This is a genomic window from Sneathiella chungangensis, assembly GCF_009882935.1.
Lineage (GTDB): Bacteria > Pseudomonadota > Alphaproteobacteria > Sneathiellales > Sneathiellaceae > Sneathiella > Sneathiella chungangensis.
The window spans coordinates 31,513-54,957 of record NZ_WTVA01000014.1 but is presented as its reverse complement, the minus strand read 5'-3'; the positions used below and the strand labels follow the sequence as shown (position 1 = coordinate 54,957).

22 protein-coding genes are annotated in these 23,445 nt (G+C 55.0%); 6 read left to right on the top strand and 16 right to left on the bottom strand.

Annotated features, from left to right (window positions below; translation table 11 throughout):
* Positions 1-6: 6 nt before the first annotated feature.
* Genes GQF03_RS11990 through GQF03_RS11980 form a run of 3 tightly spaced genes read left to right on the top strand, consistent with a single transcriptional unit; the run spans position 7 to position 2,372 of the window.
* Entirely contained in the window at positions 7-372 is a 366-nt protein-coding gene (locus GQF03_RS11990; RefSeq protein ID WP_161339527.1) for a response regulator, read from the top strand.
* Positions 373-1,539, top strand: coding sequence for a chemotaxis-specific protein-glutamate methyltransferase CheB (locus GQF03_RS11985; RefSeq protein WP_206376418.1), 1,167 nt, complete (start codon positions 373-375; stop codon positions 1,537-1,539).
* Complete coding sequence (locus GQF03_RS11980; protein ID WP_161339526.1) at positions 1,536-2,372, top strand: CheR family methyltransferase; 837 nt, start codon at positions 1,536-1,538, stop codon at positions 2,370-2,372. Before GQF03_RS11985 ends, GQF03_RS11980 begins: the two co-directional genes overlap by 4 nt.
* Positions 2,373-2,504: 132 nt before the next feature.
* Here GQF03_RS11980 and ctrA read toward each other — a convergent pair whose 3' ends face one another.
* The gene (ctrA, locus tag GQF03_RS11975) at positions 2,505-3,206 is read right to left on the bottom strand and encodes a response regulator transcription factor CtrA (RefSeq protein WP_161339525.1); all 702 of its coding nucleotides are present in this window, start codon (positions 3,204-3,206) and stop codon (positions 2,505-2,507) included.
* Between the two features lie 188 nt (positions 3,207-3,394).
* On the opposite strand from ctrA, the gene fliI reads away from it, so the two are divergent.
* Together fliI and GQF03_RS11965 are read left to right on the top strand one after the other, a co-directional pair.
* Complete coding sequence (gene fliI, locus GQF03_RS11970; RefSeq protein ID WP_161339524.1) at positions 3,395-4,726, top strand: flagellar protein export ATPase FliI; 1,332 nt, start codon at positions 3,395-3,397, stop codon at positions 4,724-4,726.
* Between the two features lie 35 nt (positions 4,727-4,761).
* On the top strand, positions 4,762-5,184 hold the full coding sequence (locus GQF03_RS11965; protein ID WP_161339523.1) for a flagellar FliJ family protein: 423 nt from the start codon (positions 4,762-4,764) through the stop codon (positions 5,182-5,184).
* Between the two features lie 97 nt (positions 5,185-5,281).
* Here GQF03_RS11965 and trhO read toward each other — a convergent pair whose 3' ends face one another.
* Entirely contained in the window at positions 5,282-6,187 is a 906-nt protein-coding gene (trhO, locus tag GQF03_RS11960; protein WP_161339522.1) for an oxygen-dependent tRNA uridine(34) hydroxylase TrhO, read from the bottom strand.
* Positions 6,188-6,319: 132 nt separating this feature from the next.
* On the opposite strand from trhO, the gene GQF03_RS11955 reads away from it, so the two are divergent.
* Positions 6,320-6,673 (top strand): MmcQ/YjbR family DNA-binding protein, encoded by a 354-nt coding sequence (locus GQF03_RS11955; RefSeq protein WP_161339521.1) that lies wholly within the window; start codon positions 6,320-6,322, stop codon positions 6,671-6,673.
* Here the strand turns inward: GQF03_RS11955 and GQF03_RS11950 are convergent.
* The 14 genes from GQF03_RS11950 to GQF03_RS11885 all read right to left on the bottom strand — a co-directional run bounded on the left by GQF03_RS11950 (position 6,670) and on the right by GQF03_RS11885 (position 22,951).
* Complete coding sequence (locus GQF03_RS11950; RefSeq protein ID WP_161339520.1) at positions 6,670-8,463, bottom strand: hypothetical protein; 1,794 nt, start codon at positions 8,461-8,463, stop codon at positions 6,670-6,672. The genes GQF03_RS11955 and GQF03_RS11950 overlap by 4 nt on opposite strands.
* A gap of 17 nt (positions 8,464-8,480) precedes the next feature.
* Entirely contained in the window at positions 8,481-9,290 is an 810-nt protein-coding gene (locus GQF03_RS11945; protein WP_161339519.1) for a MinD/ParA family protein, read from the bottom strand.
* Entirely contained in the window at positions 9,287-10,399 is a 1,113-nt protein-coding gene (locus GQF03_RS11940; RefSeq protein WP_161339518.1) for a flagellar biosynthesis protein FlhF, read from the bottom strand. Before GQF03_RS11940 ends, GQF03_RS11945 begins: the two co-directional genes overlap by 4 nt.
* 12 nt (positions 10,400-10,411) lie before the next feature.
* Positions 10,412-12,526, bottom strand: a complete 2,115-nt coding sequence (gene flhA, locus GQF03_RS11935; protein ID WP_161339517.1) for a flagellar biosynthesis protein FlhA — start codon at positions 12,524-12,526, stop codon at positions 10,412-10,414.
* 36 nt (positions 12,527-12,562) lie between these two features.
* Positions 12,563-13,933, bottom strand: a complete 1,371-nt coding sequence (gene flbD, locus GQF03_RS11930) for a sigma-54-dependent transcriptional regulator FlbD (protein WP_161339516.1) — start codon at positions 13,931-13,933, stop codon at positions 12,563-12,565.
* 20 nt (positions 13,934-13,953) lie between these two features.
* Positions 13,954-14,730: a MotA/TolQ/ExbB proton channel family protein gene (locus GQF03_RS11925; protein ID WP_206376423.1), complete on the bottom strand. Its 777-nt coding sequence runs from the start codon at positions 14,728-14,730 to the stop codon at positions 13,954-13,956.
* Between the two features lie 14 nt (positions 14,731-14,744).
* A complete protein-coding gene (fliN, locus tag GQF03_RS19115) occupies positions 14,745-15,134 on the bottom strand; it encodes a flagellar motor switch protein FliN (RefSeq protein ID WP_174238731.1) in 390 nt (129 codons plus the stop codon).
* An 11-nt stretch (positions 15,135-15,145) separates the two neighbouring features.
* The gene (locus GQF03_RS11915) at positions 15,146-15,832 is read right to left on the bottom strand and encodes a FliH/SctL family protein (RefSeq protein ID WP_161339515.1); all 687 of its coding nucleotides are present in this window, start codon (positions 15,830-15,832) and stop codon (positions 15,146-15,148) included.
* 13 nt (positions 15,833-15,845) lie between these two features.
* A complete protein-coding gene (gene fliG, locus GQF03_RS11910) occupies positions 15,846-16,859 on the bottom strand; it encodes a flagellar motor switch protein FliG (RefSeq protein ID WP_161339514.1) in 1,014 nt (337 codons plus the stop codon).
* 14 nt (positions 16,860-16,873) lie between these two features.
* On the bottom strand, positions 16,874-18,571 hold the full coding sequence (gene fliF / locus GQF03_RS11905) for a flagellar basal-body MS-ring/collar protein FliF (RefSeq protein ID WP_161339513.1): 1,698 nt from the start codon (positions 18,569-18,571) through the stop codon (positions 16,874-16,876).
* Positions 18,572-18,817: 246 nt separating this feature from the next.
* Entirely contained in the window at positions 18,818-19,117 is a 300-nt protein-coding gene (gene sciP / locus GQF03_RS11900; protein WP_161339512.1) for a CtrA inhibitor SciP, read from the bottom strand.
* Positions 19,118-19,268: 151 nt separating this feature from the next.
* Positions 19,269-20,591 carry a flagellar hook protein FlgE gene (flgE, locus tag GQF03_RS11895; RefSeq protein ID WP_161339511.1) on the bottom strand — a complete coding sequence of 441 codons (1,323 nt, stop codon included), beginning with the start codon at positions 20,589-20,591 and terminating at the stop codon, positions 19,269-19,271.
* A 62-nt stretch (positions 20,592-20,653) separates the two neighbouring features.
* Positions 20,654-21,346, bottom strand: a complete 693-nt coding sequence (locus GQF03_RS11890; RefSeq protein ID WP_161339510.1) for a flagellar hook assembly protein FlgD — start codon at positions 21,344-21,346, stop codon at positions 20,654-20,656.
* Between the two features lie 45 nt (positions 21,347-21,391).
* Positions 21,392-22,951 carry a flagellar hook-length control protein FliK gene (locus tag GQF03_RS11885; protein ID WP_161339509.1) on the bottom strand — a complete coding sequence of 520 codons (1,560 nt, stop codon included), beginning with the start codon at positions 22,949-22,951 and terminating at the stop codon, positions 21,392-21,394.
* Between the last annotated feature and the right edge of the window lie 494 nt (positions 22,952-23,445).

Sequence of the window (23,445 nt, the reverse complement as noted above, 5' to 3'; positions counted from 1 at the left end):
AGTTTAATGCCATCATGTCTGATTGTTGATGATTCCAAAGTCGTCCGCATGGTTGCCCGGCGGATATTGGAGGATCTGAGCTTTGGAATTCTGGAAGCCGAAGATGGAAAGGGAGCATTGACGACCTGTCAGGAGAAGATGCCCGACGTCATCTTGCTCGACTGGAATATGCCGGTAATGAACGGAATTGACTTTCTCAGGACTCTTCGCAGCTCGGAAAATGGCGACCAGCCGGTCGTTATCTTCTGCACGACGGAAAATGATATGGCGCATATCCGTGAAGCGATTTCTGCGGGCGCCAACGAATATATTATGAAACCCTTCGACAGGGCGATTATCGAGGCCAAATTCTCTCAGGTAGGAGTTCTCTAGGTGATCCAGGCTGATACCATAGTGACACGGCCGGAAAGGGCGGTCAGCAATCCCTACAGGGTGATGATCGTCGATGATTCCGCGGTTATCCGCGGCTTCCTCTCCAGATGGTTGGAGGCGGAAAAAGAGATTGAGGTTGTTGCAATCGCCAGCAATGGCGTCATGGCGCTGCGGGAGTTCGAACGCGCGCGACCGGAGCTGGTTATCCTCGATATCGAAATGCCTGAAATGGACGGGCTGACGGCCTTGCCGAGATTGGTCAAGCTGGATCCCGATGTACAGATAATTATGGCATCCACCCTGACGCGGCGAAATGCCGATGTCAGCTTGAAGGCGCTTTCCATGGGCGCCGCAGATTACATCGCCAAACCGGAATCGACGCGCGTCGTGGACGAGAAGGAAATTTTCCAGCGAGGACTGGTTGAGAAAATCAAGGCCCTTGGCGCGACGCGGCGAACGCGGGATCGGGCCGCCGGTAAGGTTGCCGCCCGTCCGGCCTTGAAGCCGGTCCAAACGGAACGTAAGCCGCGGGTGGTCATCGGCGCGAAAGCTCCCATTGTCCTGCGCCCCTTCAAGACAATTCCGTCGCCCAAGGTGATCGCCATCGGCGCCTCCACCGGGGGGCCACAGGCGCTTTTCAAGCTGTTCGAGGCGCTTAAAGGAAAAACGACCCTGCCAGTTTTTATCACGCAGCATATGCCGGGAACTTTTACGGCTATCCTGGCTGAGCATCTGAACAAGATATATGACAAGGACTGTATGGAAGCGAAAGATGGCGAAAAAGTTCTTGATAATCGTGTCTATGTCGCACCTGGTGATTGGCATATGACTGTTGTTAATGAAGGCGCGGTGCCTGTTATTAGGCTTAATCAGGAACCGCCGGAGAATTATTGCCGCCCTTCCGTTGATCCTATGCTGCGAAGCCTGCAGGCCGTCTTCGGCGCGCATGTGTTGACAGTGATACTGACGGGTATGGGGCATGATGGGCTGGATGGATGCAGAAAACTTGCGGAGTCAGGAGCAGTGGTGATTGGTCAGGATGAAGAAACAAGTGTGGTTTGGGGAATGCCGGGGGCGGTTGCGTCCGCAGGCCTGTGCAACAAGGTGTTGCCCTTGCAGGACATTACCGGCGCGATCGAAAATGTAATTATGGGGAGGCCCGCATGAACAGCCAGGACTTCCAGCTTTTCGGAGAAATCGTCAAGTCGCGTTCCGGTCTCGTTCTGACCGAGGAAAAAGTTTATCTGCTCGAAAGCCGACTGGTGCCATTGGCCCGCCGTCGCGGACTTGAGAGTCTGGAGGCGCTTGCCGACGAAGTGCGCCGCACGCAGGACGAGCGGTTGCTCAACGAAATCACCGAAGCGATGACGACAAATGAGACATTCTTCTTCCGTGATACGAAGCCGTTTGATATTTTCCGTGATGTGGTGCTGCCGCAGCTTCTGAAAGCGCGCGCGGCCAAGAAATCCCTTCGGATCTGGACTGCGGCCTGTTCGACTGGGCAGGAACCTTACTCAATCGCCATGCTGCTCAAGGAAGAGGCGGCCAAAATGGCCGGCTGGCGTGTCGAAATTCTGGCAACCGACATCTCTACAGAAGTGCTCGAGAAGGCGAAGGCGGGGCTGTATTCCCAGTTTGAGGTACAGCGCGGCCTGCCAATTCAACTGCTGATGAAACATTTCCAGCAGGTCGGCGAGATGTGGCAGATCGACAGCTCGATCCGCGCGATGGTGAAATTTGCGCCCAAAAACCTTCTTGAGGACCTTGGAGGCATGGGGCAGTTCGATGTTGTTTTCTGCCGCAACGTATTGATCTATTTCGACCAGCCGACAAAAGGCAAGGTGCTCGATCAGGTGCATAACATTCTGGCGGAAGACGGGGCGTTGTTCCTCGGCGGCGCCGAGACCGTTCTCGGTATCTGCGACAGCTTTAAACCAGTCGACGGACAGCGCGGCGTTTATACCTCCGTCAAGGGCGGCCTGATGGCAGCAGCCAGTTAAGGCGCCAGTCGTCGGATGCGATTTCGCATTTGATTGCGGTTAAGATAGTCGAACCTGAGAAAATTGAACCCCGCGGAATTTGATGTTCCGCGGGGTTTAATTTGTCTTCTATTTTTTCTCGCTGAGCGATGCCTAGCTTGCTTTGGCCTGCAGGCTTTCATCAGGGTCGCGCAGGACATAACCGCGGCCCCAGACCGTTTCGATATAGTTGTCTCCGGCGGTTGCCGCCGCAAGCTTTTTGCGAAGTTTACAGACGAAAACGTCGATAATCTTGAGTTCCGGCTCGTCCATACCCCCATAGAGGTGGTTGAGGAACATTTCCTTCGTGAGTGTCGTTCCCTTGCGCAGGCTGAGAAGTTCCAGCATGCCGTATTCCTTGCCGGTCAGATGCAGTCTCTGGCCGCTGACCTCGACAGATTTGGAATCCAGGTTGACGGTAAGTTTACCGGTCTGGATCGTCGATTGCGCATGTCCTTTTGACCGACGAACGATTGCATGAATACGTGCAACAAGTTCATCTTTATTAAAAGGCTTGGTCAGGTAATCATCCGCGCCGAAGCCCAATCCTTTAACCTTATCATCAGGTTCGGACATTCCGGACAGGATGAGAATGGGCGTTGATACCTTAGCCGTACGAAGCTTTTTCAAGACGTCGTAACCTGACATGTCAGGCAGGCCCAAATCCAGTATAATAATGTCGTAGTCGTAGAGTTTACCGAGATCCACGCCCTCTTCACCGAGGTCGGTCGTGTAAACATTAAGGCCCTCTGCGCTCAGCATCAATTCGATGCCACGAGCCATAGAGCTATCGTCTTCTATCAATAGTACCCGCATATATTGTACCTCCTGAACGCAACTATTATTAATAACTTAACTTAACAATTAGTTAAAACAAAAGATAAAAATTAACTATCTTTATTAACTTCGGTTTACGGCATTTACGAAACATTAAATTGTATCGGGCACAATGGCTTAACCAACGATTTCTTGGTTAGTATAAAAGGACCGGCGGAGCGTCATTCGTGCAAAATATAATTTCAGAAATTAACCGGGTTCCAACGTCTCAATATTATGGCCGTGTGGCCGCAATTCAGGGCTTGCTGGTCGAAATCGGTGGGATCCAGAGACATTTGAGTATCGGCAGCCGGGTTAATCTCCGCGCCCGTGATGGCGGCCGTGTTAAATGCGAGGTCGTGGGATTTCGTGACGAGCGTGCCTTGTTGATGCCCTTTGGCGCGCTGGAAGGCATCGGCATCGGCTGCAAGGCGGAAATTGCCGAGCGGGATCCCGTCGTTTATCCGAATGCAAGCTGGCTGGGGCGTGTCGTAAACGCCATGGGCGAACCTATTGATGGTGGGCCGCCCCTCACCGCCGGGAGTGAGCCCGTTCCATTTCGGAATGCGCCGCCACCCGCGCATGCGCGTCAGCGGGTGGGAGAGAAGATTGATCTCGGCGTCAGGGCATTGAACGCATTTATAACGTGCTGCCGTGGCCAGCGCATGGGCATTTTCGCCGGATCAGGTGTTGGAAAGTCCGTTCTTTTTTCGATGTTGGCCCGGAATACCGCGGCGGACATCAATGTGATCGGCCTGATCGGCGAACGCGGTCGCGAGGTTCAGGAATTTATCAAGGACGACCTTGGTGTAGAAGGATTGAAAAAAAGCATCGTTGTTGTGGCAACGTCGGATGAATCCGCGCTGATGCGCCGGCAGGCGGCTTATCTTACGCTATCTCTCGCTGAATATTTTCGCGACCGGGAAAATGACGTTCTCTGTCTTATGGACAGCGTCACACGCTTTGCAATGGCGCAACGGGATATTGGTCTGTCCGGCGGAGAGCCGCCAACAAGCAAGGGCTATACGCCTACTGTCTTCAGCGAATTGCCGAAACTGCTTGAGCGCGCAGGGCCGGGGGCCGGAAAAGGAAGCATTACCGGTCTTTTCACCGTGCTTGTCGAAGGCGACGACCATAATGAGCCTGTGGCGGATGCAGTTCGCGGCATTTTGGATGGTCATATCGTGATGGAGCGGCAAATCGCCGAGCGCGGCCGCTATCCCGCTATCAATGTGCTCAAGTCCATCTCACGGACGATGCCCGGATGCAATACTGACGAAGAGAACGCGATTATTACGAAAGCGAAGCAATATCTGGCAACCTATGAGGATATGGCCGAGATGATCCGACTTGGCGCCTACCGGCGCGGGACCGATCCGCTGGTGGATGAGGCTATACATTTTTTCCCCATGCTGGAGGAATTCATGAGCCAGGGGAAGCAGGAAAGAACCAGCCTTCCAGAGTGCTTTGCGGCGCTATCCGAGATTCTGGAGCGGCATCCGGAACTTGAAACCGCGTGATGCTGCATGCCTGACGCAACAACGGCAGAAAGAAAATGAAGGGATTACAAAATCTAATCCGGGTCCATAAATGGAAGCTCGATGAAAAGCGGCGCGAACTTGCCGATTTCGAAAGTCTGCGGGCGGAATTCGTCAAACAGCTTCGGACGTTGGAAGAGGAGCAGAAAAAAGAGCAGGAAGTGGCGGGGAGCAATCCTGAGGTCGGATTTTCATTCGCAAATTATGCCGCGGCAGCCAAGCAAAAACGGGACAATATAAGGGCCAGCATTGAGGAGGTGGATAGCAAGATTGCCGAACTTAATGATGAGGTGTCGGATTGCTATCAGGAACTCAAGAAATATCAGGTCGCATTAGATGCACGCGGGGTTCGGGAGAAATACGAGCGTAACCGGATCGAACAGATGGGCCTGGATGAAATCGCCATCGAGCTGCATCGGCGAAAAAGCGGCATGAAATAGCTCTTTCGGCTATTTTCTTTACATCCGATCCATTTGCCCTGCGCCCCTTAAAGAAACTGATCAGGTCAGCATCCCCATAACCGCGGCGCAGGGGCTGTTACTTGCTGCCGATATGGATTTCGTTGCGCTCTTTCGCGAGCCTGATCTGTTTCTGACGATCTGCAAACCGCTTTTTCTGATCCGGGCTCAGGCTGTCATGGCAACGCGGGCAAGACACGCCCTCGATATAAAGCGGCGAGGCCTTTTCCTCTTCGGTAATTGGGTAGCGGCAGGCGTAGCATTGATCATAAGACCCTTTTTCAAGGTCGTGATTGACGGTCACCCGCTGGTCAAAGACGAAGCATTCGCCTTCCCAACTGCTGTTCTTTTTCGGAACTTCTTCAAGATACTGCAGGATGCCGCCTTCCAGGTGATAGACATTCTCGAACCCTTTCGAGAGGAGGTAGGATGTCGATTTTTCACAGCGAATGCCACCTGTGCAAAACATGGCGATTTTCTTGTCGCGAACCGGATCGAGTTTTTCCTCGACAAATTTCTTGAACTCGCGAAAGGTTTTGGTCTCCGGATTGATGGCGCCCCTGAAGGTCCCGACTTCCACTTCATAGTCGTTGCGCGTATCGATCAACAAGATGTCCGGCTCACTGATAAGGCTGTCCCAGTCTTTCGGTTTGACATAGGTGCCGACGGCCTCACGCGGATTGAGTCCCGGTGCCCCGAGGGTCACGATCTCTTTCTTTAGGCGGACCTTCATCCGGTAAAATGGCTGCTTTTCGTAGAGCGCTTCCTTGTGCTGCAGGTCTTTGAAACGGGTATCGGCCTTGAGAAATCCGAGGAGCGCGTCAATCGCCTCGCGCGTTCCGGAGACTGTGCCGTTGATACCCTCTTCGGCAAGTAGAAGTGTTCCTTGAATGCCATTTCGCTGGCAGAGGTCGAGCAGCTTGCCCTGCAGTTCCTCGTAGTCGGGCAGGGCTACAAATTTATAGAGCGCGGCGACGACAAACATTTTCTGATTTCCAATAGTTTCGAATTTGCTCGCGAATATGGCGTAGCGGCCGCGATCTATCAAGATCGAATGTTGAGTGGCGAAAGATGAATTTATCTGCAAAATGCTCTGCAGGGGGAGGAAAAGTGAATTATGACCCGGACTGAATTTGATAGTTTTTGCGAAACCCTCCCGGCGGCCACAAATGTTGTGCAATGGGGGAATGCGTCCGTCTGGAAGATCGGAGGGAAGATTTTCGCTATATGCTCGCATTGGGGAGCGGGAGAGACGGAAAAAATCAGCTTTAAATGCAGCGATCTGGCCTATGCCATTCTTGTCGAGCAGGAGGGGATCATTCCCGCACCCTATCTTGCCCGCGCCAAATGGGTTCAAATCACCTCGGCGGACGCCATGACCGACGAAGATATCAAGCTGTATATCAGGGAGGCATATACGATTATCAGCGCCAAGCTGACAAAGGCTGTGCGGAAGGAGCTTGGTATTTAGGCCTGACTTTCAGGCTCATTCCCCCTTTCCCATTCGGCGAGAGGATCAATGGGGAAGGGGGTTGTCGTCTTGAAGATGAGCTGCCCTTTCAGGCCGGAAATTTCCATATGTTCATTGAACAACTTGCCGATATGAAGCCGCATGTCCTCCGGGACATCTTTATGGCTCCGGATCGCCAGATTAAACTGTTGTCTTTTGAACAGACCGTCAAGCTGCATCTGACCCGATTTTGAAAGATTGAGTTCAATGACGAAACGGGTCGTTTCCTCGCCTGCGACCATGTCGTCGTTACCTTGGCGCTGACGATAGAACATGCGCACCTGACGAAGGTTCGAGCCGTCGAAGAAAGGAAAGTTGAGGCTCTTCCAATCCTGTCCGCCCGCCTCGTTTTGCAACCTGGAAAATGTCGAGAAATCGTCATCGAGAGCTTGCAGTAACGGCGTGCGGCCGGCCGCCCGCAGCGCCTGCGTAAATTCCTGGCCCAGCCATTTCTCGATCGAGCCGAGATTGAGGGCCGCCATAAAGAAGAGAAGGGCATTTGACAGCTGCGCATTTGCCTGCGGCATCATCTGGCTAATGACGGTCTGGGCCACGATAGGATCTTGCCGCGCGACCAAATTTAACGCCTCGCGCAGATTATGCCATTCGCCCATAAGCGCGAGCTTTGGCTGGTGCGCACCGGGCTGCTGGATTTCCGATCCCGGTAGGGGAAAAACGGCAATCTCGTCGGCGATGGCGAACTGAACATTTGTTCCGGCCGTCGGCGGTGCCGACGTGTTGTACGAAATCATACCCATCGGCGTTTGCAGTGTAACCCGCGAAAAGCCGTTACTATTCGGCATCCTTGCGAGTGCGATGACGGTTCCCTGAAATATATCCCCGCGTGGCTGCAATGTGCCGCCCGATTGTTGTGGGCGGACGATAAGGTTGATTTTTTCGCCCGAAGCGAGCGAGATTCGATCTGTTGCGTTCCCGGCGGATTCCCTTGCCCGCGCGCTGAATATCTCTGCTTCAAATATTTGGTTTGGTGCCGCGGCCGGTCCCTGTCCTGTCGCCGGAGAGCCGGTAGTATGACCCTTAGCTGGCGTCAGAGACGGGCTATGATACCGCTGATAAACGGCAAGTCCTTGCGGATTTGCGCGAGGCGCACTATCCGCCTGAACGCCGGTCGCGCCATTCGGCGCAACGAGAGTCGCATTTTTGGGCGACGGAGGAAGCGTAGCCGCCGAAGACGTGGTCTGTGCCGGCGTGCCTTGGGCTGTCGGTTCCGGGCCGCTTTTCACGCCGGGAGAAATAGCCGCAGTCAGATTTTGCAATCCCGATTTCAGCTCGGCCGGATGCAGTTGCCCCGCCTTAATATAACCCTCAGCGGTAGAGAGCGCTTTTTCGACGGTTGGCAAAAGCCGTACTTCCAGAGGCGGCGCAAGGTCTTTGCCATTCAAGACAAGCAGCCGAGCCATTATGATATCCTGCAGCTCCGTCACTTCAAAAACGATATGGCTGCCGACGGTCAGCGGCGTTGGCGTGGTAATTCGGAAGTTGCCGAACGCGGTGTGCAAAATCACATTTTCACTTGTCGACTTTGCCATGACGATGGCGTTGACAAGCATGTCTTCGCTGAGCACCGGCGCGGCGGCCTTCGGGGGCGCGGTTCCGGCCGGCAATCCGCTCTCCTGTCCTGCCGGAGTCGCGGGACTTGCCGGGGCGACAGGTCCCTGACCGCTGGACGGTGATGTCGCCGTTCCGGCCAGAGCCGGCGGGACGCCAGAAGTTGAGCGCAAACCACTCATGTCATGCTACTGCATTGCTATGCAGTCTCCTTGATAATGTATCGGGCGAGATCATCGACGGAGCCCGCGGCGCGGCTGTTCGGATATCGCGTCATAAGCCCGGCCTGCGCGCGGATCGCGCTTGAAACTTTTTCATCAATTTCAACAATCCCCGCAAGCGGCGGTTCTATATGAAGGAAGTTCCGGCAGGCGCTCAACAGCTTGTCATAGATTTTCTGTCCTTCGGCCATCGATTTGGCCATGTTGACAAGAATGCGCAAATCGGCACCAGGCGATAGCTGGGAGGTGACTTTTATATAGGCATAGGCATCGGTAAGGGACGTCGGATCGCCGGTCGTCACCACCAGTTTCGGTCCCAACCCGTTGGACAGGGTCCTGACAGCATCGTCGATGCCGGCGCCGAGATCGAGAATGATGTAGTCGTAGCTTTCGCCAAGGGCCGCGAGATCTTCTCGAATTTTTTTGAGGTCCGGAACGGACAGGGCGCCGAGCGAACCGGAACCGGAACGTCCGGCGATCAGATCGAACCCGCCTTCCGCGCAGTCAAAAATAACGTCCTTCAGCGCCATTTCGCCGGTTACCACCGTCGCAAGGTCGCGCTCGGGCATGATGCCGAGTTGTATGTCGACATTGGCAAGACCCACATCGCCATCAAAAAGCAGAACTTTCTTTCCGGCTTTTGCAAGCGCCTGGGTGAGGCTGACCGCGAGAACGGTCTTGCCGACGCCGCCCTTGCCCGAGGCAATCGTGATCAGATTATTTCCGGCTTCCTTTGTGGCGGGATGCCTCTGTGGCCGGTTGCGAAGGGGGGTTTCAGTCTGGATCATGATTTTACCTTGTCAAATTCCTTGCCGACTTCGGATCTGGTCGGGTCTCTGAGCAGAAGCCGGGCCAGGTTTACCGGATTGATTGTGTGAAGTCCGGTGGCGACGGATGAAGATACGCTTGCATAGGAGAAGCTGAGTTTGGCGGTATGCGCCGCCGTGAAAACCCCGCCGTAACGGCGTGTGGTGTCAAGCCGCGTTATAATCATGCGCCGTGCGCCAAGTGTTGCGAAACCTTCTGCGGTATCGCTCATTTCCGCCGTATCAGTACCGGCTGCGAGAACGGCGACCGGCTCTGCTTTTGCGGCCACAATATTCCGTGTGAGACTGGTAATCTCATCTTCGTCGTAAACATTGACACCGCCTGAGTCGATCAGGATATCCGCGCCATCCGGCAGTTTATCTTGACGCAAGAGCGACTTAAGCTGCTCAGGTGTTTCCGCCACATTAAGCTCGAACCCGAGAATATCCGTATAGGCCTTAAGCTGCTCAACCGCGCCGGCACGGCTGGTATCCGTCGTGATGATATGGACGCGGCGGCCCTCCATTTTCGCGGTGGCGGCAAATTTCGCGATTGTGATGGTCTTGCCGACGCCGGGCGGTCCGACCAGCATCATGGGTGCCGTGCGATCCGAAATGCGGGATGAGTATTTGAAATGGCTGTCCAGGGCGGCCGCGAGCGCCATTTCGGTATCCTCCGTCTCAACGGCGAGAGCCGATCGACAGAGTTTTTCGGCAAGCCGCGTCGGGATCCCGTGATAGGCCATGGACTGCACAAGGGATTCCATTTTCGGTGTGATCTTTATCTCCGCGGGTTTTGCTGCATGAGGAGAGGTCGGCATGTCGACCACGACATTACCGTTTGACCCGCTTTTGAGATTTTTCTGCTCCGGTCGGCTTGCTTCGATCTTCCAGTCCCTGTCCCAGTCCGCCGCCCAGCTATTGACGTTCGACGGCGCGCGGGTCTCAATCTGTTCGATCGCCGCCGTAAGCTGAACTTCTCCGGTTTCGGTGTTCTGGCTCGAAAGAATGATGGCTTCAGGTCCCATTTCCAAGCGCAGCTTGCTGATGGCCTTTTCCATGGTTTGGGCTGTATAGGTTTTTATCCGCATCTATTGCCGCCCTCAAACCTGCGCCAGAGTTTTGAGTCTGGCCTTGGGATGAATTTCATTCTGCGACATCACGACTGTTGACGGGCGGAACCGTTCGATAATCGACCGCACATAGGGACGGATCGCCGGGCTAGTCAGCATGACCGGATTATGCCCCTGATTAGCCAGGGTATCGAACACGTCTCTCACCCTAGCAATAAATTCCTGAAGCTGGCTTGGCGCCATGGAAAGCTGACGGTCATCGCCCTGACCAATAATGGCGTTGGCAAAATTCTGCTCCCATTGCGGAGACAGGGTGATGAGCGGGATATAGCCATCGTCGGCGGTATTGACAGCAGAAATCTGCCGGGACAGCCGCGCGCGAACATGTTCCGTAATGATGTTGATATTTTGCGAATATCCGGTTGCCTCCGAAATGCCTTCCAGAATTGTCGGAAGGTCGCGGATGGAGACGCGCTCGGAAAGCAGATTCTGCAAGATACGCTGAACACCGCTTACCGAGATATGGCTCGGGATCAAATCGGCGATAAGCTTTTGGTTGACGCTTGGCAGGTCGTCGAGCAGTTTCTGCGTTTCGGCGTAGGAGAGCAGGTCCGGCATGTGATCCTTCAGGATCTCGGTCAGATGCGTCGTGATCACAGTTGCCGGATCAACGATCGTGTAACCGCGGAACGATGCCTCTTCGCGCTGGCCCGTATCGACCCAGACCGCCGGCAGACCGAATGTCGGCTCTACCGTTTCCTCGCCCGGCAGATCGATATGCTGTCCTTGCGGATCCATAATCAGGAGATTGTTGGGCCGCACGTCACCGGCGCCAGCCTCGACCTCCTTGACGCGAACCAGGTAGTTGTTCGCCGGCAGCTGCATGTTATCGAGGATGCGCACGCTCGGCATGACGAAACCCATCTCGCTTGCGATCTGGCGGCGCAGCGCCTTTATCTGGTCGGTCAGGCGATACCCCTCCGTATCATTGATCAGCGAGAGAAGTCCGTAGCCGAGTTCGAGGCGCAGATCGTCGATGGCAAGCGCAGAGGAAATTGGCTCTTCTGCCGGCACCGCGGCTTTCTTGCTCTCCAGTTTCAGCTGTTCTTCCTCAACCAGTTTGGTTTCCTGCCGTCGATTGAGAACGAAGGCGGAATAGCCGATGCCACCAGCCAGGATCATGAAGGGGATCATGGGAACGCCAGGCAGCAACGACAGGCCGACGAGCAGGAAGGAGCTGACGCCGAGGGCACGGGGATAACCGCCAAGTTGGCCAAGCAGCGCTTTGTCCGTCGTTCCGATGACACCGCCGCGCGACACCAGCAGGCCGGCGGCGACAGAAACGATCAGGGCCGGAACCTGGCTGACGAGACCGTCACCGACGGTGAGCAGCGTATAGCTGTCGGCGGCGGCGGCGAAGGTCATGCCTTCCTGGGCGACGCCGATAATGATGCCGCCGATAATATTGATGAAGGTAATCAGCAGGCCGGCGATGGCGTCGCCGCGGACGAACTTGGATGCACCGTCCATTGCGCCGAAGAAACCGCTCTCATCCTCGAGGTCCTTGCGCCGCTTGCGGGCCGTATCTTCATTGATCATTCCGGCGGACAGGTCGGCATCGATTGCCATTTGCTTGCCGGGCATGGCATCCAGTGAGAAGCGGGCCGCGACTTCGGCGATACGTCCGGAACCCTTGGTGATGACTACGAAATTCACGAGCACCAGGATCGAGAATACGATAATGCCGATCACGAAATTTCCGCCCATCACGAAGCTGCCGAAGGCTTCGATCACATGGCCAGCCGCTTCGGGACCGGTATGTCCTTCGGAAAGGATCAATCGTGTAGAGGCGAGGTTGAGCGCGAGACGCAACATCGTCGCAATCAGCAGAACGGTCGGGAAGGAGCTGAAATCCAGTGGCTTCGAGATAAACAGGCAGGTCATCAGGATCACCACCGAGAAGGTGATGGAAATGGCCAGGCTGAAATCCAGCAGCCAGCTGGGCATCGGCAGGATCAGAACAATCAGGATGCAGACAACACCGAGTGCAAGACCGATATCGCTTCTTCCGACAATTTGCGTGAACCTATGCAGAAGTTCGTTGCCTCCCCGCGAGGCTTCTGCTGTTGATTGGGTTTCACTCATTTACGACGACTTTCCAAGGTTTGATGCTACTGTAATTCAGGCGCGTGCCTGATACCGGTTTTCACCGGCCGCCGCCGGCACGTCTACGCCGTCATCGGAATAGAGTTTCAACTTGTTGCGCAGAGTGCGTATGGAAATGCCGAGAATGTTGGCGGCATGGGTCCGGTTGCCAAAGCAGTGATCCAGCGTATTCAAAATGAGATCCTTTTCCACATCCGCGACCTTACGGCCCACAAGTGCCCCGGTTGCGGCGGCGCCGTTGATCGCAATATTTGCTGTGGCCCCGGCTTGTCCGGATGGGGTTGCCGATCCGTCGGGCATCAAGATTGCATCGCCGGTGATCACATCGCCCTGACAGAGAAGAACCGCACGATGTATCGTGTTTTCAAGTTCCCGCACGTTACCCCTCCATGGATTGGCTTTCAGTTTGGCCATGGCAGTCTCATCGATTTTGCGTTCGCTGAGTCCGTTCGACTCGGAGTATTTCTTCGCGAAATGACGGGACAGGACATCAATGTCAACCGGTCGCTCGCGAAGAGGAGGGATTTTGAGCGTCACGACGTTCAACCGGAAGAGCAGGTCTTCGCGGAAAGTTTTCTCGGCAACGGCCTCCGCAAGATCGCGGTTGGATGTTGCTATGATGCGGATGTCGACGGGTACCGGCTTCGTGCCGCCAACACGGTCGATCATTTTTTCCTGGATGGCGCGCAGCAGTTTCGCCTGAAGCTGGATGTCCATTTCGCTGATTTCGTCCAGAAGAAGCGTGCCGCCGTTCGCTTCCTCAAACTTGCCGACGCGGCGTGCGATTGCGCCGGTAAAGGCTCCCTTTTCGTGGCCGAACAGCTCGGATTCGAGGAGGTTTTCCGGAATTGCAGCGCAGTTGACGCAGACGAAGGGCTTATCCGCACGGTTGCTGTGCGTATGTAGATAACTTGCCATCACTTCCTTGCCGGTTCCCGTTTCGCCATTTATCAAAACAGACGCCGATGAGGGGGCAATCTGTTCGGCAAGGGAAACGACGTCTTTCATCGTCGGATCGGCAAAGACAAGTTTGTTGTTTTCCTGCGATACCGCTTCAAGAACGGCGGCAATCAGTTCCGGATCGGGGGGCAGCGGCAGAAATTCTTTGGCGCCGGCCCGGATCGCGTTCGCGGCCGCTGTGGCATCCGTATTCACGCCGCAGGCAATCACGGGAAGATTGATCCGCTCGCTGGCGAGCATGGAGACCAAGTTCCGAATAGGCAGGTTGACATCGATCATAGCCATATCCGCGCCTTTGCCCGCACGCAAGGATGCCATCGCCATCTCGATATCGTCCACTTGGCTGACCTTGGCGCCACGCGACATTGCGATCTGGCTGGCGGCGCCAATTTGACCATTCAGGGAACCAATTATAAGCAACCTCATCGACTTACTCTCCTAAAGACTTAACTGTAGTACTGCACGCGGCTTGCGGGCGGCAGCAGGGTATTTAACAACATTTCAAGGCGGCGCGGATTTTCCTGCCGTCCGATTGACGCGGCACCAAGCATGAACACCCGGTTCAGCAACACCTCTTCGGCGGAGTTGCGTTCGAGCTTCGATGCCAGCGGGTTGAAGAACATATTGGCAAGGACTGCGCCGTAAAAGGTGGTGAGCAACGCCACGGCCATTGCGGGGCCAATGCTAGAAGGATCATTCAGATTGCCGAGCATTTGAACCAGGCCGACAAGCGTTCCGATAAGACCCATGGCCGGCGCAACCTCGGCGGCCTTGCGAAGGACGCCGGAGCAGGAATTATGTCGCGCAATCATACCATTCAGGTCATTTTGCAAGATGCGGTTTACCTCTTCCGCCGGGAGACCGTCGACCACGAGTTGCAGAGATTTCCGCTGGAAGCTTTCGGCCTCGAGAGATTGCAGGTAATTCTGCAAATGCAATACACCCTTGCCGCGACATTTGTCGGCAAGATCGAGCATGGAATAGGCGGCGAAATCCGGCGTCATGTTGCGCGTGAACAGAGTGTTCAAAATCAGCTTTTGCGCCCGGATAACATCGTTCAGAGAAAAGCTGATGGTCGTCACAAGGAAGGTTCCGCCGAGCACCAGCAGAACCGACGGCAAATTGAAGAATGAGCCGATCGAGCCGCCAAGCAGCACGGCGCCGGTAACCAGCGTAAAGCTGCCGAACAGACCCAGAACCGTTGCTAAATCAATTTTACTCACTGCGATATCCGTTTCTAGCGGCGATCCGCCTTGATGATTTCCGTCATGGTCACGCCCAAGCGGTCTTCCACGACAACGACTTCACCACGGGCAACCAGCCGGTTGTTGACATAAATATCGATGGCCTCGCCGACCTTGCGGTCAAGTTCAATCACGGCGCCACGACCAAGCTTGAGAAGCTGGCTGACACGCATCCGCGACTTGCCGAGTACGGCGGTAACATGAACCGGAATATCGAAGACGGCCTCAAGGTCGGCCGCCGTGCGGGCGATCTCGGTATCCTCCTCCGCGTTGAAGCTGCCGACGACGTTGTCGTCCGCGCCGTCATCCGCGATTGCTACATCCGTTTCCGGTGCCGGTGTTTTGCCAAGATCCTCTAGATCGAGTTCTTCATCATCTGCCACGTTCTTACTCCTTAAACCTGATCAGCTATCGGCTGATCCAAATGATCCGCTGTGTTTTTCTGCTGTGGGCCGGCGGAACGGATGAAGCGGGAAATCACTTCGTCGAGACGATGCTGAATATCGCTCAGGCGCCGTTCCGTCCCGCCATCAGCCCATTCAACCCGGCAATCGCCGGCGGCCGCCTCGTCATCGGGCAGCAGAATAATATTTCCCTGGAAGCCGGCCCGGCTCGTGATGTCATCTATTTTTTCTGCAATTCGCTGACAGATGTCGTCATTTGCCCGGATGACGATACGCGGTTCGTCATGCAGATCGGCAAGGCATTCTTCAATCAGCTTTCGCACTTCCATGTCAGGCGCCAGTTCTATCAGCGCCGGTGCAAGCTTTGACGCCAACACCAATGCCAGGCTTGCGGCTTCCTGTTTGAGAGTGTTGATTTTTGCGTCATGGGTGTCGAGAAGCTGCTTGAGCTGATGACTGATCGTGCCCATGGTGCCGGCAATGGCGGTTTCAATGCCTTCGAGAGACCGACCCTGTCCTTCGCGAACGCCGTTCTCAAAAGCCTCAGCCTTGAGCGCGGCGATGTCACTTTCCGTGAAAACGGCTTCTTCGCGCTCGACAGGCTTCGCCGCCGCCTTTCGGGAGGCGCTTTCGGAACCGAATTCGGTATCGAACAGAAATCTGTTGGTTACTGCCATTTGGGATTGCATCCTAGTAAATAAGTTCGTCTTCGCCGCCACTGTCAGCGAGCATGATTTCGCCGTTGTCGGCGAGTTCCTTGGCAATGTTGACGATCTCCATCTGCGCCTCATCGACATCCCTCAGGCGAACCGGGCCCATTGCCTCCATGTCCTCGCGCAGGATCTTGGCGGCACGTTCCGACATATTGGTGAAGAAGAGATCGCGCAGGCTTTCCGACGCGCCTTTAAGGCAGATGCCCAGGCGTTCCTTGTCGACGTTGCGAAGCAGGGTCTGCACGCCCGCCGGATCGAGCTTGAGAAGGTCTTCGAAGGTGAACATCAATGCCTTGATTTTCTCAGCTGAATCCCGGTTCCGCTCTTCCAGGGCAGAAATAAACCGCCCTTCGGTATTGCGGTCGAAATTGTTGAAAATTTCCGCCATCATTTCGTGGCTGTCGCGCTTGTTGGTTTTCGCAAGATTGCTCATGAATTCGCTGCGAAGAGTGTCCTCGATCTTGTCGAGAACTTCCTTTTGCACCGATTCCATCTGCAGCATCCGGTTGACCACCTCAAGGGAGAAATCTTCCGGCAGGGTGGAAAGAACCTTGGCCGCATGGCCCGGATTGATTTTACTCATCACCACGGCGACAGTCTGCGGATATTCATTCTTGAGATAATTGGCGAGGACCTGCTCGTTCACATTTGCGAGCTTGTCCCACATGGTGCGGCCGGCGGGGCCACGGATTTCCTCCATAATGCCTTCGACCCGGTCGCCGGACAGCGCTTTCATCAGCAGGCGTTCTGTCGCCTCATAGCTGCCGACGATGTTTCCCGTCGAGGAAATCTTGCTCGCGAATTCCACGAACAGGGCCTCCATGACACTGGAAGAAACCGAACCGAGATTGGACATCGCCTGGGAAATCTCCTTGATTTCCTCTTCATCAAGGCGCGTCCAAAGCTCCTTGGTATGCTCGTCGCCGAGCGCCAGCATCATGATGGCGGCCTTGTCGGGTCCGTTTAGATATTTTGCATCATTGATAACCATGGAATGACGTTCCCTTATGCGTCGTGATAGAGCCAGCTTCGAAGAATGGAAATTGCTTCATCCGGATGCTTGTCGACAATTTCACTGACCTTGTTCAAGGCGGAGGTTTTGACCTGACCGTCGACCTTGTCGATGTCGATCAGACTATCAACTTCGTTGAGGGTTTCGGATCTGGGCGCGCCCTCGCCTCCGGCGGCCTGGCTTTGACTATGTCCGATTGCTGGTACAGCGCCCCCACCGGGAAGGGCGGCAGCGGTTGCTGCGCCGCCACCGGGGGCGGCAAGCGCCGGTGTTGCGCCGCCCACGGCAAGCGCGCGGTTTAATAGCGGCCGTACAACCAGGAGCAACGCCAGGATCGCAACAATGACCAGAACGCCCATTTCGCCCATTTTGAAGAGGTCCGACTTGGTCAGACCCATGAAGATCTCGTCGGTGATGATTTCCTCGTCAGAGAAACTGTCGATGACTTCGACGAATGGCATGTTGACGACTTCGACGACATCGCCACGTTCCTCATCGAAGCCGATGGTAGATTTTACAAGGCGGCTGACCTGGGCGAGAGCGGCGTCATCGAGAGACTGGTAACTCCGTGTTCCGTCTGCGGCGACTTCGGTGCGGCCATTCACCAGGACCGCGACAGTCAGGCGCCGCACAGGCCCGCTTTCGCGTACCTCTGTCGTCACCGTTTTGGAAATCTCGTAGTTGACGGTTTCTTCCGTACGGGACGCCGCGTTTTTGGAGCTTGAACCGGCGCCGTTGTCGGCTCCCGCCTCGGGTAGATTATTCGCGACCGATACGGCCGGATCGTTGGAAATTCCCTCGTTCGAGGTGCTGTTCTCTTCCACCAGTTGCGAGGACCGAACGACCTGGCTGTCAGGGTCGTAGGTTTCCGATTGTATTGTACGCTGATCGAAATCCATGACGGCACTGACCTCGGCCCGGACATTTCCGGTACCCAGCGATTTCTCAAGGAGCTGCTCGATCTGTTCCTTCAGGCGGCTTTCATAGGCAATCCGCTTGAAATCATTTTGTGAGCTGAAGCCGGTGCCCGGTGTTTCCTTGCCATCACCCCGCGCCAACAGGTTGCCGTTTTCATCAACGATGGAGATATGCGATGGTGACAAGGAAGGAACGGCGGAGGCGGTCATATGCTGGATGGCGGCAATCTGGTCGTCTGTCAGACGCCCGCGGCCGTTTAGCTTCAGGACAATGGACGCGCTTGCCTCTCTCTTGTCGCGGCTGAAAACCTCGCGCTTGGGCAGAACCAGATGCACGCGTGCCGCAGAGACGTTATTCAATGCGCGGATGGTGCGGGCAAGTTCCCCTTCGAGGGCGCGGACGAAATTAACATTCTGAACGAAGCTGGTCGTGCCGAAGGTGTCAGAATTGTCGAAGATTTCATAGCCGACGGAGCCGCCTGTCGGCAGACCGGCTTCCGCCATCTTCAGGCGAACCAGAGCCACCTGCTCATCCGGGATAAGGACGTCGCGTCCGTTGGCGGAAACCTGGAAAGGGATATTGTCGGCCTCAAGCTTTGAAACGATCGCCGCCGAGTCCGCTGGCTCCAGTCCGCCGTAAAGCAATGCGTAATCCGGGCTGCTGATGCGGGTGGCCATCAACATGATCAAAGCAATCAGTCCAACCGCAACGCCACCAAGTATGATGACCCTTACTGTTCCCAAACTCTGAAGAAGCTGGCTTAATCCGTTCACGGGGTGCCCCACTCAATTAAAATATGCGTAAAATTTATTCCACTTCATGAAAGATACTGGGAGGAGATAAACAACTGGTTAACGGCAGGCAAAATTTGCCGGGTAGGTGGAAATTTTTGCCTACCCCATTTTTGCGGCATTTTCGAAACTGCGCCGCTAACTCGTCAACGTCCGGGGCTTTGGGTAAAAAATAAAAGCCCGGTACAAGGCCGGGCTTTTTTGAAAAGGGCTTAATGAGTGACTTAACTAGTCATTTTTATAAACGGACTCATTGGGACGGTAATCCTGTATCCGGGTAGTCCGAAGACCCGGCAGGCCATGTTTGTCGATCGCTTTCTGCCAGGACAGGAATTCTTCCACAGAGAGCGTATAACGCCGGCAAGCATCGTCCAGACTGATAAGCCCGCCACGAACAGCGGCGACAACTTCAGCCTTCCGCCGGATCACCCATCTCTTGGTGTCCTTTGGCGGCAGATCATGAATCGTCATTGGCTGACCATCCAGACCAATTATCCGATTTACCTTGCGGTCCATTTGCGACTGCATCTGCACACTACCTCATACTTACGTTTTGTCTTGAACTGAGATCATATGCTCTTCGATTTAACAAACAGCTAATGAGGTTGGTTAATTTTATCTTCATGGCAAGAAAGGGAAATTTCCGGCCATGAAGATAATTATCCAGACCTAGTTTTTACTATCGCTTCAAGCGGATCAGCTCTTCCAGCATTTCATCTGCAGTTGTGATGATCTTGCCCGCCGCCGAATAGGAACGCTGCGTGATGATCATACGGGTGAATTCCTCCGCGATATCGACCGTAGAGGCTTCAGTAGCGGACGAGATAATCTTGCCGGCGCCGCCTAATGTTGCTTCACGCAGAGTGAAGGTTCCGGATTCTGGCGTTTCGTCATAGGCGTTGCCGTCGCGGTTCGTCAGCCCATTCGGATTGGCGAAAGTAGCGACCGGAATTTTGTAGATCTCCTTCGACGTACCATTATCGAATTTCGCGATCACCGTGCCTTCTTCATCGATGAACACCGAATTAAAGGCACCGAACAGCGCGCCGTTCACTTCCGAGGAAACGAGCTCGGAGTTGGAGGCAAACTGGGTGAAGCCGTCTGACTGACCATCTGTACCAAAGTTCAACGTAATCGCCTGCGGGGTATCAATGCCCAGGGCAGCGGTCCAGGGGATCGTGACCGTGTTTGAAAGGGTTGTTGAACCCGCATCCAATGATCCATCTGAGTTAAAAGCGACGATATCCGAAGACAGCATGTCCTCATTACCGTCACCATCAATGTCCGACGTAATTTCGACCGTCCATTCATTCGGCGTCCCGCCTGACCCCGTCCGGAGGAAGTTAAAGGTGATGCTGTGAGCAGATCCCATGCTGTCATAAACCTGGAAGGAGCGAACAAAATGTGGGTCGACGGTTCCATTGGTCATGTCACCGGCGACATAGCCCGCGCCGTATGTGGTCTGGTCGGACGAAAGGTTGGCCTTCAGGTTAATAGTCGAAGTGGCTTCGGCGTTACCGGTAAGTCCCGTGATATTAACCGGAGACAGCGCCGCCAGGTCTGACTGGTTGGCGGGAATATTGCCATCCGGGTCTATTTCCCAGCCTTGCAGATAGTATCCTTGCGCGTTGCGCAGCAGGCCTGTTGCATCCGGCTCGAAGGTGCCCGCGCGTGTATAGACATAGTTGCCGCCCGAAGAGGTCGGATCGGCGGTTGTCGACACAACGAAGAAACCATCACCGGCAATCGCCATATGGGTTGTTGAATCAGATGCCGTGATCAGGCCCTGCTGATCAATCTGCGCACGCGGATGAACGAGAACACCGCCCGCGGAATAGGTGGTGTCGGTCGCGCTCTCCGTCACGAGGGTCGAGAAGATCGCATTGGTGCCTTTGTAACCAATCGTGTTCGTATTCGAAATATTATCCGAGATGGTCGCCATCGCCGTAGATTGCGCGGCCAGTCCCGAGACACCGGAAAACATTGCTGCTGTTAAACTCATTTTCTCTCTCCTATATTACCGCCCGCCTTATGCGTGGCGAAGGCGTATTGGGTTGGCCGCGGTCAAGCGGACGGTTCTGTTGTCTTCGGTTGTGTTACGGAAATGATGTAGCCAAGGCCGATCGGCACATCGCCGACCTTCATGACGGGTTCGCCATTGACAGTTTCGACGCTTGTCGCAATGCCTTCGAAGCTGTAGCCGACGCTGACATCATTGCCGCCAGCGGTTTCCGCCGTCACGACGAGATAATAAGCGCCATCGTCCGCCGGAGTGCCATTCGACTTGACGCCGTCCCAGTGATACTGCTGTTCGCCCGACGGGGCGCCTTCCGTCGTTTCGGAATAGACGATCGAGCCATCCTGACTATAAATATCATACTTCACGGTGGCTGCCGCGCTGCCAAGATCGATGTTCCAGGTCGCCTCGCCATCGCTTAGCGCGGACACATTCAGATTGGTGCCGATAGACTTGCCGAGATAATTGATCATTGTCGCGCCCATCAAATTCTGCTGCGACATCTGCTCGAGTTTAACAAGCGCTTCCAGATTCTGGTTGGTTGCGATCGACTGCTCGACGTTCGTGAAATTCACCAATTGGTTGGTAAATTCGGTCGAGTCCGTTGGGTTGAGCGGATCCTGATGGGTCAGCTGTGTCGTCAGCAACGTCAGGAAGTCATCGAAATTGCTGGCCAGGTTCGTTTGCGCCGTCGCGGCGGCGCTCTGTTGAAGCTGGGACGTGGAGGTTATTTCCGTCATGATTCTATACTCACTTTCTGGAAATCAATTCATTCTATTAATTATCTAAACCTGGATATCGAGGCCGCCGTCGGTATTTGACCTGTTTCCGATTGCCTGCAACGGCATATCGGACATCACGCCGTTGTCGCCGTTGTCGTCAGCCGGAAGACCGTAATTTGCAAAGTTCCGTCCCTCACCTTGGCTGTCCTGCCCGTTTTGGCGAAGACCGAAGTTGAGGCTATTGGAGCCTGTGTCAAAACCGGCATCCTGAAGCGCCCGCTCCAGGCTGCGTGCATCGCGCTGCAACAGATCGAGTGTCTCCTGCTTGTCGACTGAGACAACCGCAAGAACGCGTCCGTCATGACCGATATCGAGCTTGACTTCAACGCGCCCAAGTTCGGATGGATGCAAACTGATCTTAATCCGATCATGCCCTTCCTTGATGGCGGCGCTGATATGGGTGGAAATCTGTTCGGCAACCGGCAAATGGGCAGTAGTGCGCGCTGCATTGGCGGCTTGGCTGGCATTATTTGCCGCGGTCGCATCGACGCCCTGAACTGAGCCGGTAGGCACGGCCGGCATCGACGGATTTGTACCGTCAGCCGAAACGCCATGCGCACCAGTGGAAATGCCCTGCATTGCCTGTGGCGTCGCGGTCTCAACGTCCGCCGACGCGAAGGACGCAGCATTCACGCCCGAAGATGCCGGATTATTTGTCATGGAGGCGGTCACCAGGTTGGTGCTGCTGGCGAGGGCTGACTGGAAACTTTGCTGCTGCTTTGTTGCGGTCAGGCTGATCTTGCCTTTACCATCCTGAAGCATTTCCGCAATTTTCGCCGACAGGATGTCCTTCTCACTCATCTTTGCGGCGGCTTCCGCCCGGACAACGTCAAGGGCCTTTGTCGGCGCCACGGCCGTTTGTGTTTCTGATGAGGCCGTGACCGCTGCTTTCTCATTGCCGGCTGTTGGCGATGCGGTAGTCGTCTTGGATGATTTTGCCGGTTCGGTCTGATTTGACGCCGCAGGCGCCAGGCCGGAATTCGTCACGGCGGCTTCCGCCTTCTTCGTCTCACTTCCAGCGGTCTCGGGCTTCTTGACCGACTCTGTTGCGGCTCCGTTGGCTTTCGCTGCCTCGACCGAGTTAGGAACGTCTTCACCCGTGCCCGCGCCATACAGCTGGCCCTGTGCTGCCGTGGCGACCGGGTTTGCCGTAGCGGCAGGTGCGTTGTTGTTCGCAGATGTTGCCGCCGCCGCCGGAGGTGTCGGCAGGACCGACGCGTCAGTAGCGGCCACAGAGGAGGTTTCAGCGGTGCCCTTCGTCGTGGAGGAGGGGTCTTGCGTCTTTGTAGAGTCCGCAGGAGACGCTGCATCGGTTGTCTTGCCGGTCTCGGTGGAGGCTTCTTTATGCGTCGGCTTTTCGGCCGCGGAATTATGATTATCGGACGACTCCTTCGCCGGCGTTTCGGCAGGTGCAGGATCGGCCGCGTCCTTTCTCGCGGGAGGATCGTTTTTCGCTGCGGGCTCGTTCAGGAAATTTGCAAATTCCTCGCCGTCGTCCCGGCGCGTCTCGTTGTCGCGGCGCGGCGGCTCTGTCGTCGTTCCCAGTATCTGCCCAACATCCATGGCTCGTCTCTCGTTCTGTTATTGTGTTGCCGCAAGGCGCGGCTTGCTCGCTGTAAAATAAGCAAAGAACGGGCCAGTTTTACAAAATATGAAAAACATATATAAAACAATAGTTTATAAATATCGGATTATCACCGACGGGGAAAAATTATCCGGTTTGCGCGGCGGCTTTCCACCCAGGTAAGACAAAATTGCCGCCTTCAATGTTTACGGGGGATGGCTCCATCACCTACGCAATTCGTTCATGGCGTCCATCGATATATAAAGAGTGGGAGGAATGAGCCAATCCAAGTTGGCACCATAATTGCTTCTATATAAGGCGAAATTAGAATTTGGTGACAAAACGGTTTATCCGGACATCAAGAGAATATGAGAAAAAGTACTGAAAAACAAAAGGTTATGCGAGATTTCCGAAACGGCTCTGCTGTCAATCGGGAAATTTCGCTCGGAATGTTTTGCCATGCTGAGGGCGATTTTTCCGTATCGACCCCCAC

Coding starts and splice junctions, on each gene's coding strand:
- flgE (WP_161339511.1), bottom strand. CDS start 20,591: ATGAGTTTAACAGCAGCAATGTTTTCCGGTGTCTCGGGACTGGCCGCG.
- GQF03_RS11980 (WP_161339526.1), top strand. CDS start 1,536: ATGAACAGCCAGGACTTCCAGCTTTTCGGAGAAATCGTCAAGTCGCGT.
- GQF03_RS11945 (WP_161339519.1), bottom strand. CDS start 9,290: ATGATCCAGACTGAAACCCCCCTTCGCAACCGGCCACAGAGGCATCCC.
- GQF03_RS11955 (WP_161339521.1), top strand. CDS start 6,320: ATGACCCGGACTGAATTTGATAGTTTTTGCGAAACCCTCCCGGCGGCC.
- flbD (WP_161339516.1), bottom strand. CDS start 13,933: ATGAGGTTGCTTATAATTGGTTCCCTGAATGGTCAAATTGGCGCCGCC.
- GQF03_RS11885 (WP_161339509.1), bottom strand. CDS start 22,951: ATGGATGTTGGGCAGATACTGGGAACGACGACAGAGCCGCCGCGCCGC.
- ctrA (WP_161339525.1), bottom strand. CDS start 3,206: ATGCGGGTACTATTGATAGAAGACGATAGCTCTATGGCTCGTGGCATC.
- flhA (WP_161339517.1), bottom strand. CDS start 12,526: ATGAGTGAAACCCAATCAACAGCAGAAGCCTCGCGGGGAGGCAACGAA.
- GQF03_RS11890 (WP_161339510.1), bottom strand. CDS start 21,346: ATGACGGAAATAACCTCCACGTCCCAGCTTCAACAGAGCGCCGCCGCG.
- trhO (WP_161339522.1), bottom strand. CDS start 6,187: ATGTTTGTCGTCGCCGCGCTCTATAAATTTGTAGCCCTGCCCGACTAC.
- sciP (WP_161339512.1), bottom strand. CDS start 19,117: ATGCAGTCGCAAATGGACCGCAAGGTAAATCGGATAATTGGTCTGGAT.
- GQF03_RS11940 (WP_161339518.1), bottom strand. CDS start 10,399: ATGCGGATAAAAACCTATACAGCCCAAACCATGGAAAAGGCCATCAGC.
- GQF03_RS11990 (WP_161339527.1), top strand. CDS start 7: ATGCCATCATGTCTGATTGTTGATGATTCCAAAGTCGTCCGCATGGTT.
- GQF03_RS11950 (WP_161339520.1), bottom strand. CDS start 8,463: ATGAGTGGTTTGCGCTCAACTTCTGGCGTCCCGCCGGCTCTGGCCGGA.
- GQF03_RS11915 (WP_161339515.1), bottom strand. CDS start 15,832: ATGGCAGTAACCAACAGATTTCTGTTCGATACCGAATTCGGTTCCGAA.
- fliG (WP_161339514.1), bottom strand. CDS start 16,859: ATGGTTATCAATGATGCAAAATATCTAAACGGACCCGACAAGGCCGCC.
- GQF03_RS11965 (WP_161339523.1), top strand. CDS start 4,762: ATGAAGGGATTACAAAATCTAATCCGGGTCCATAAATGGAAGCTCGAT.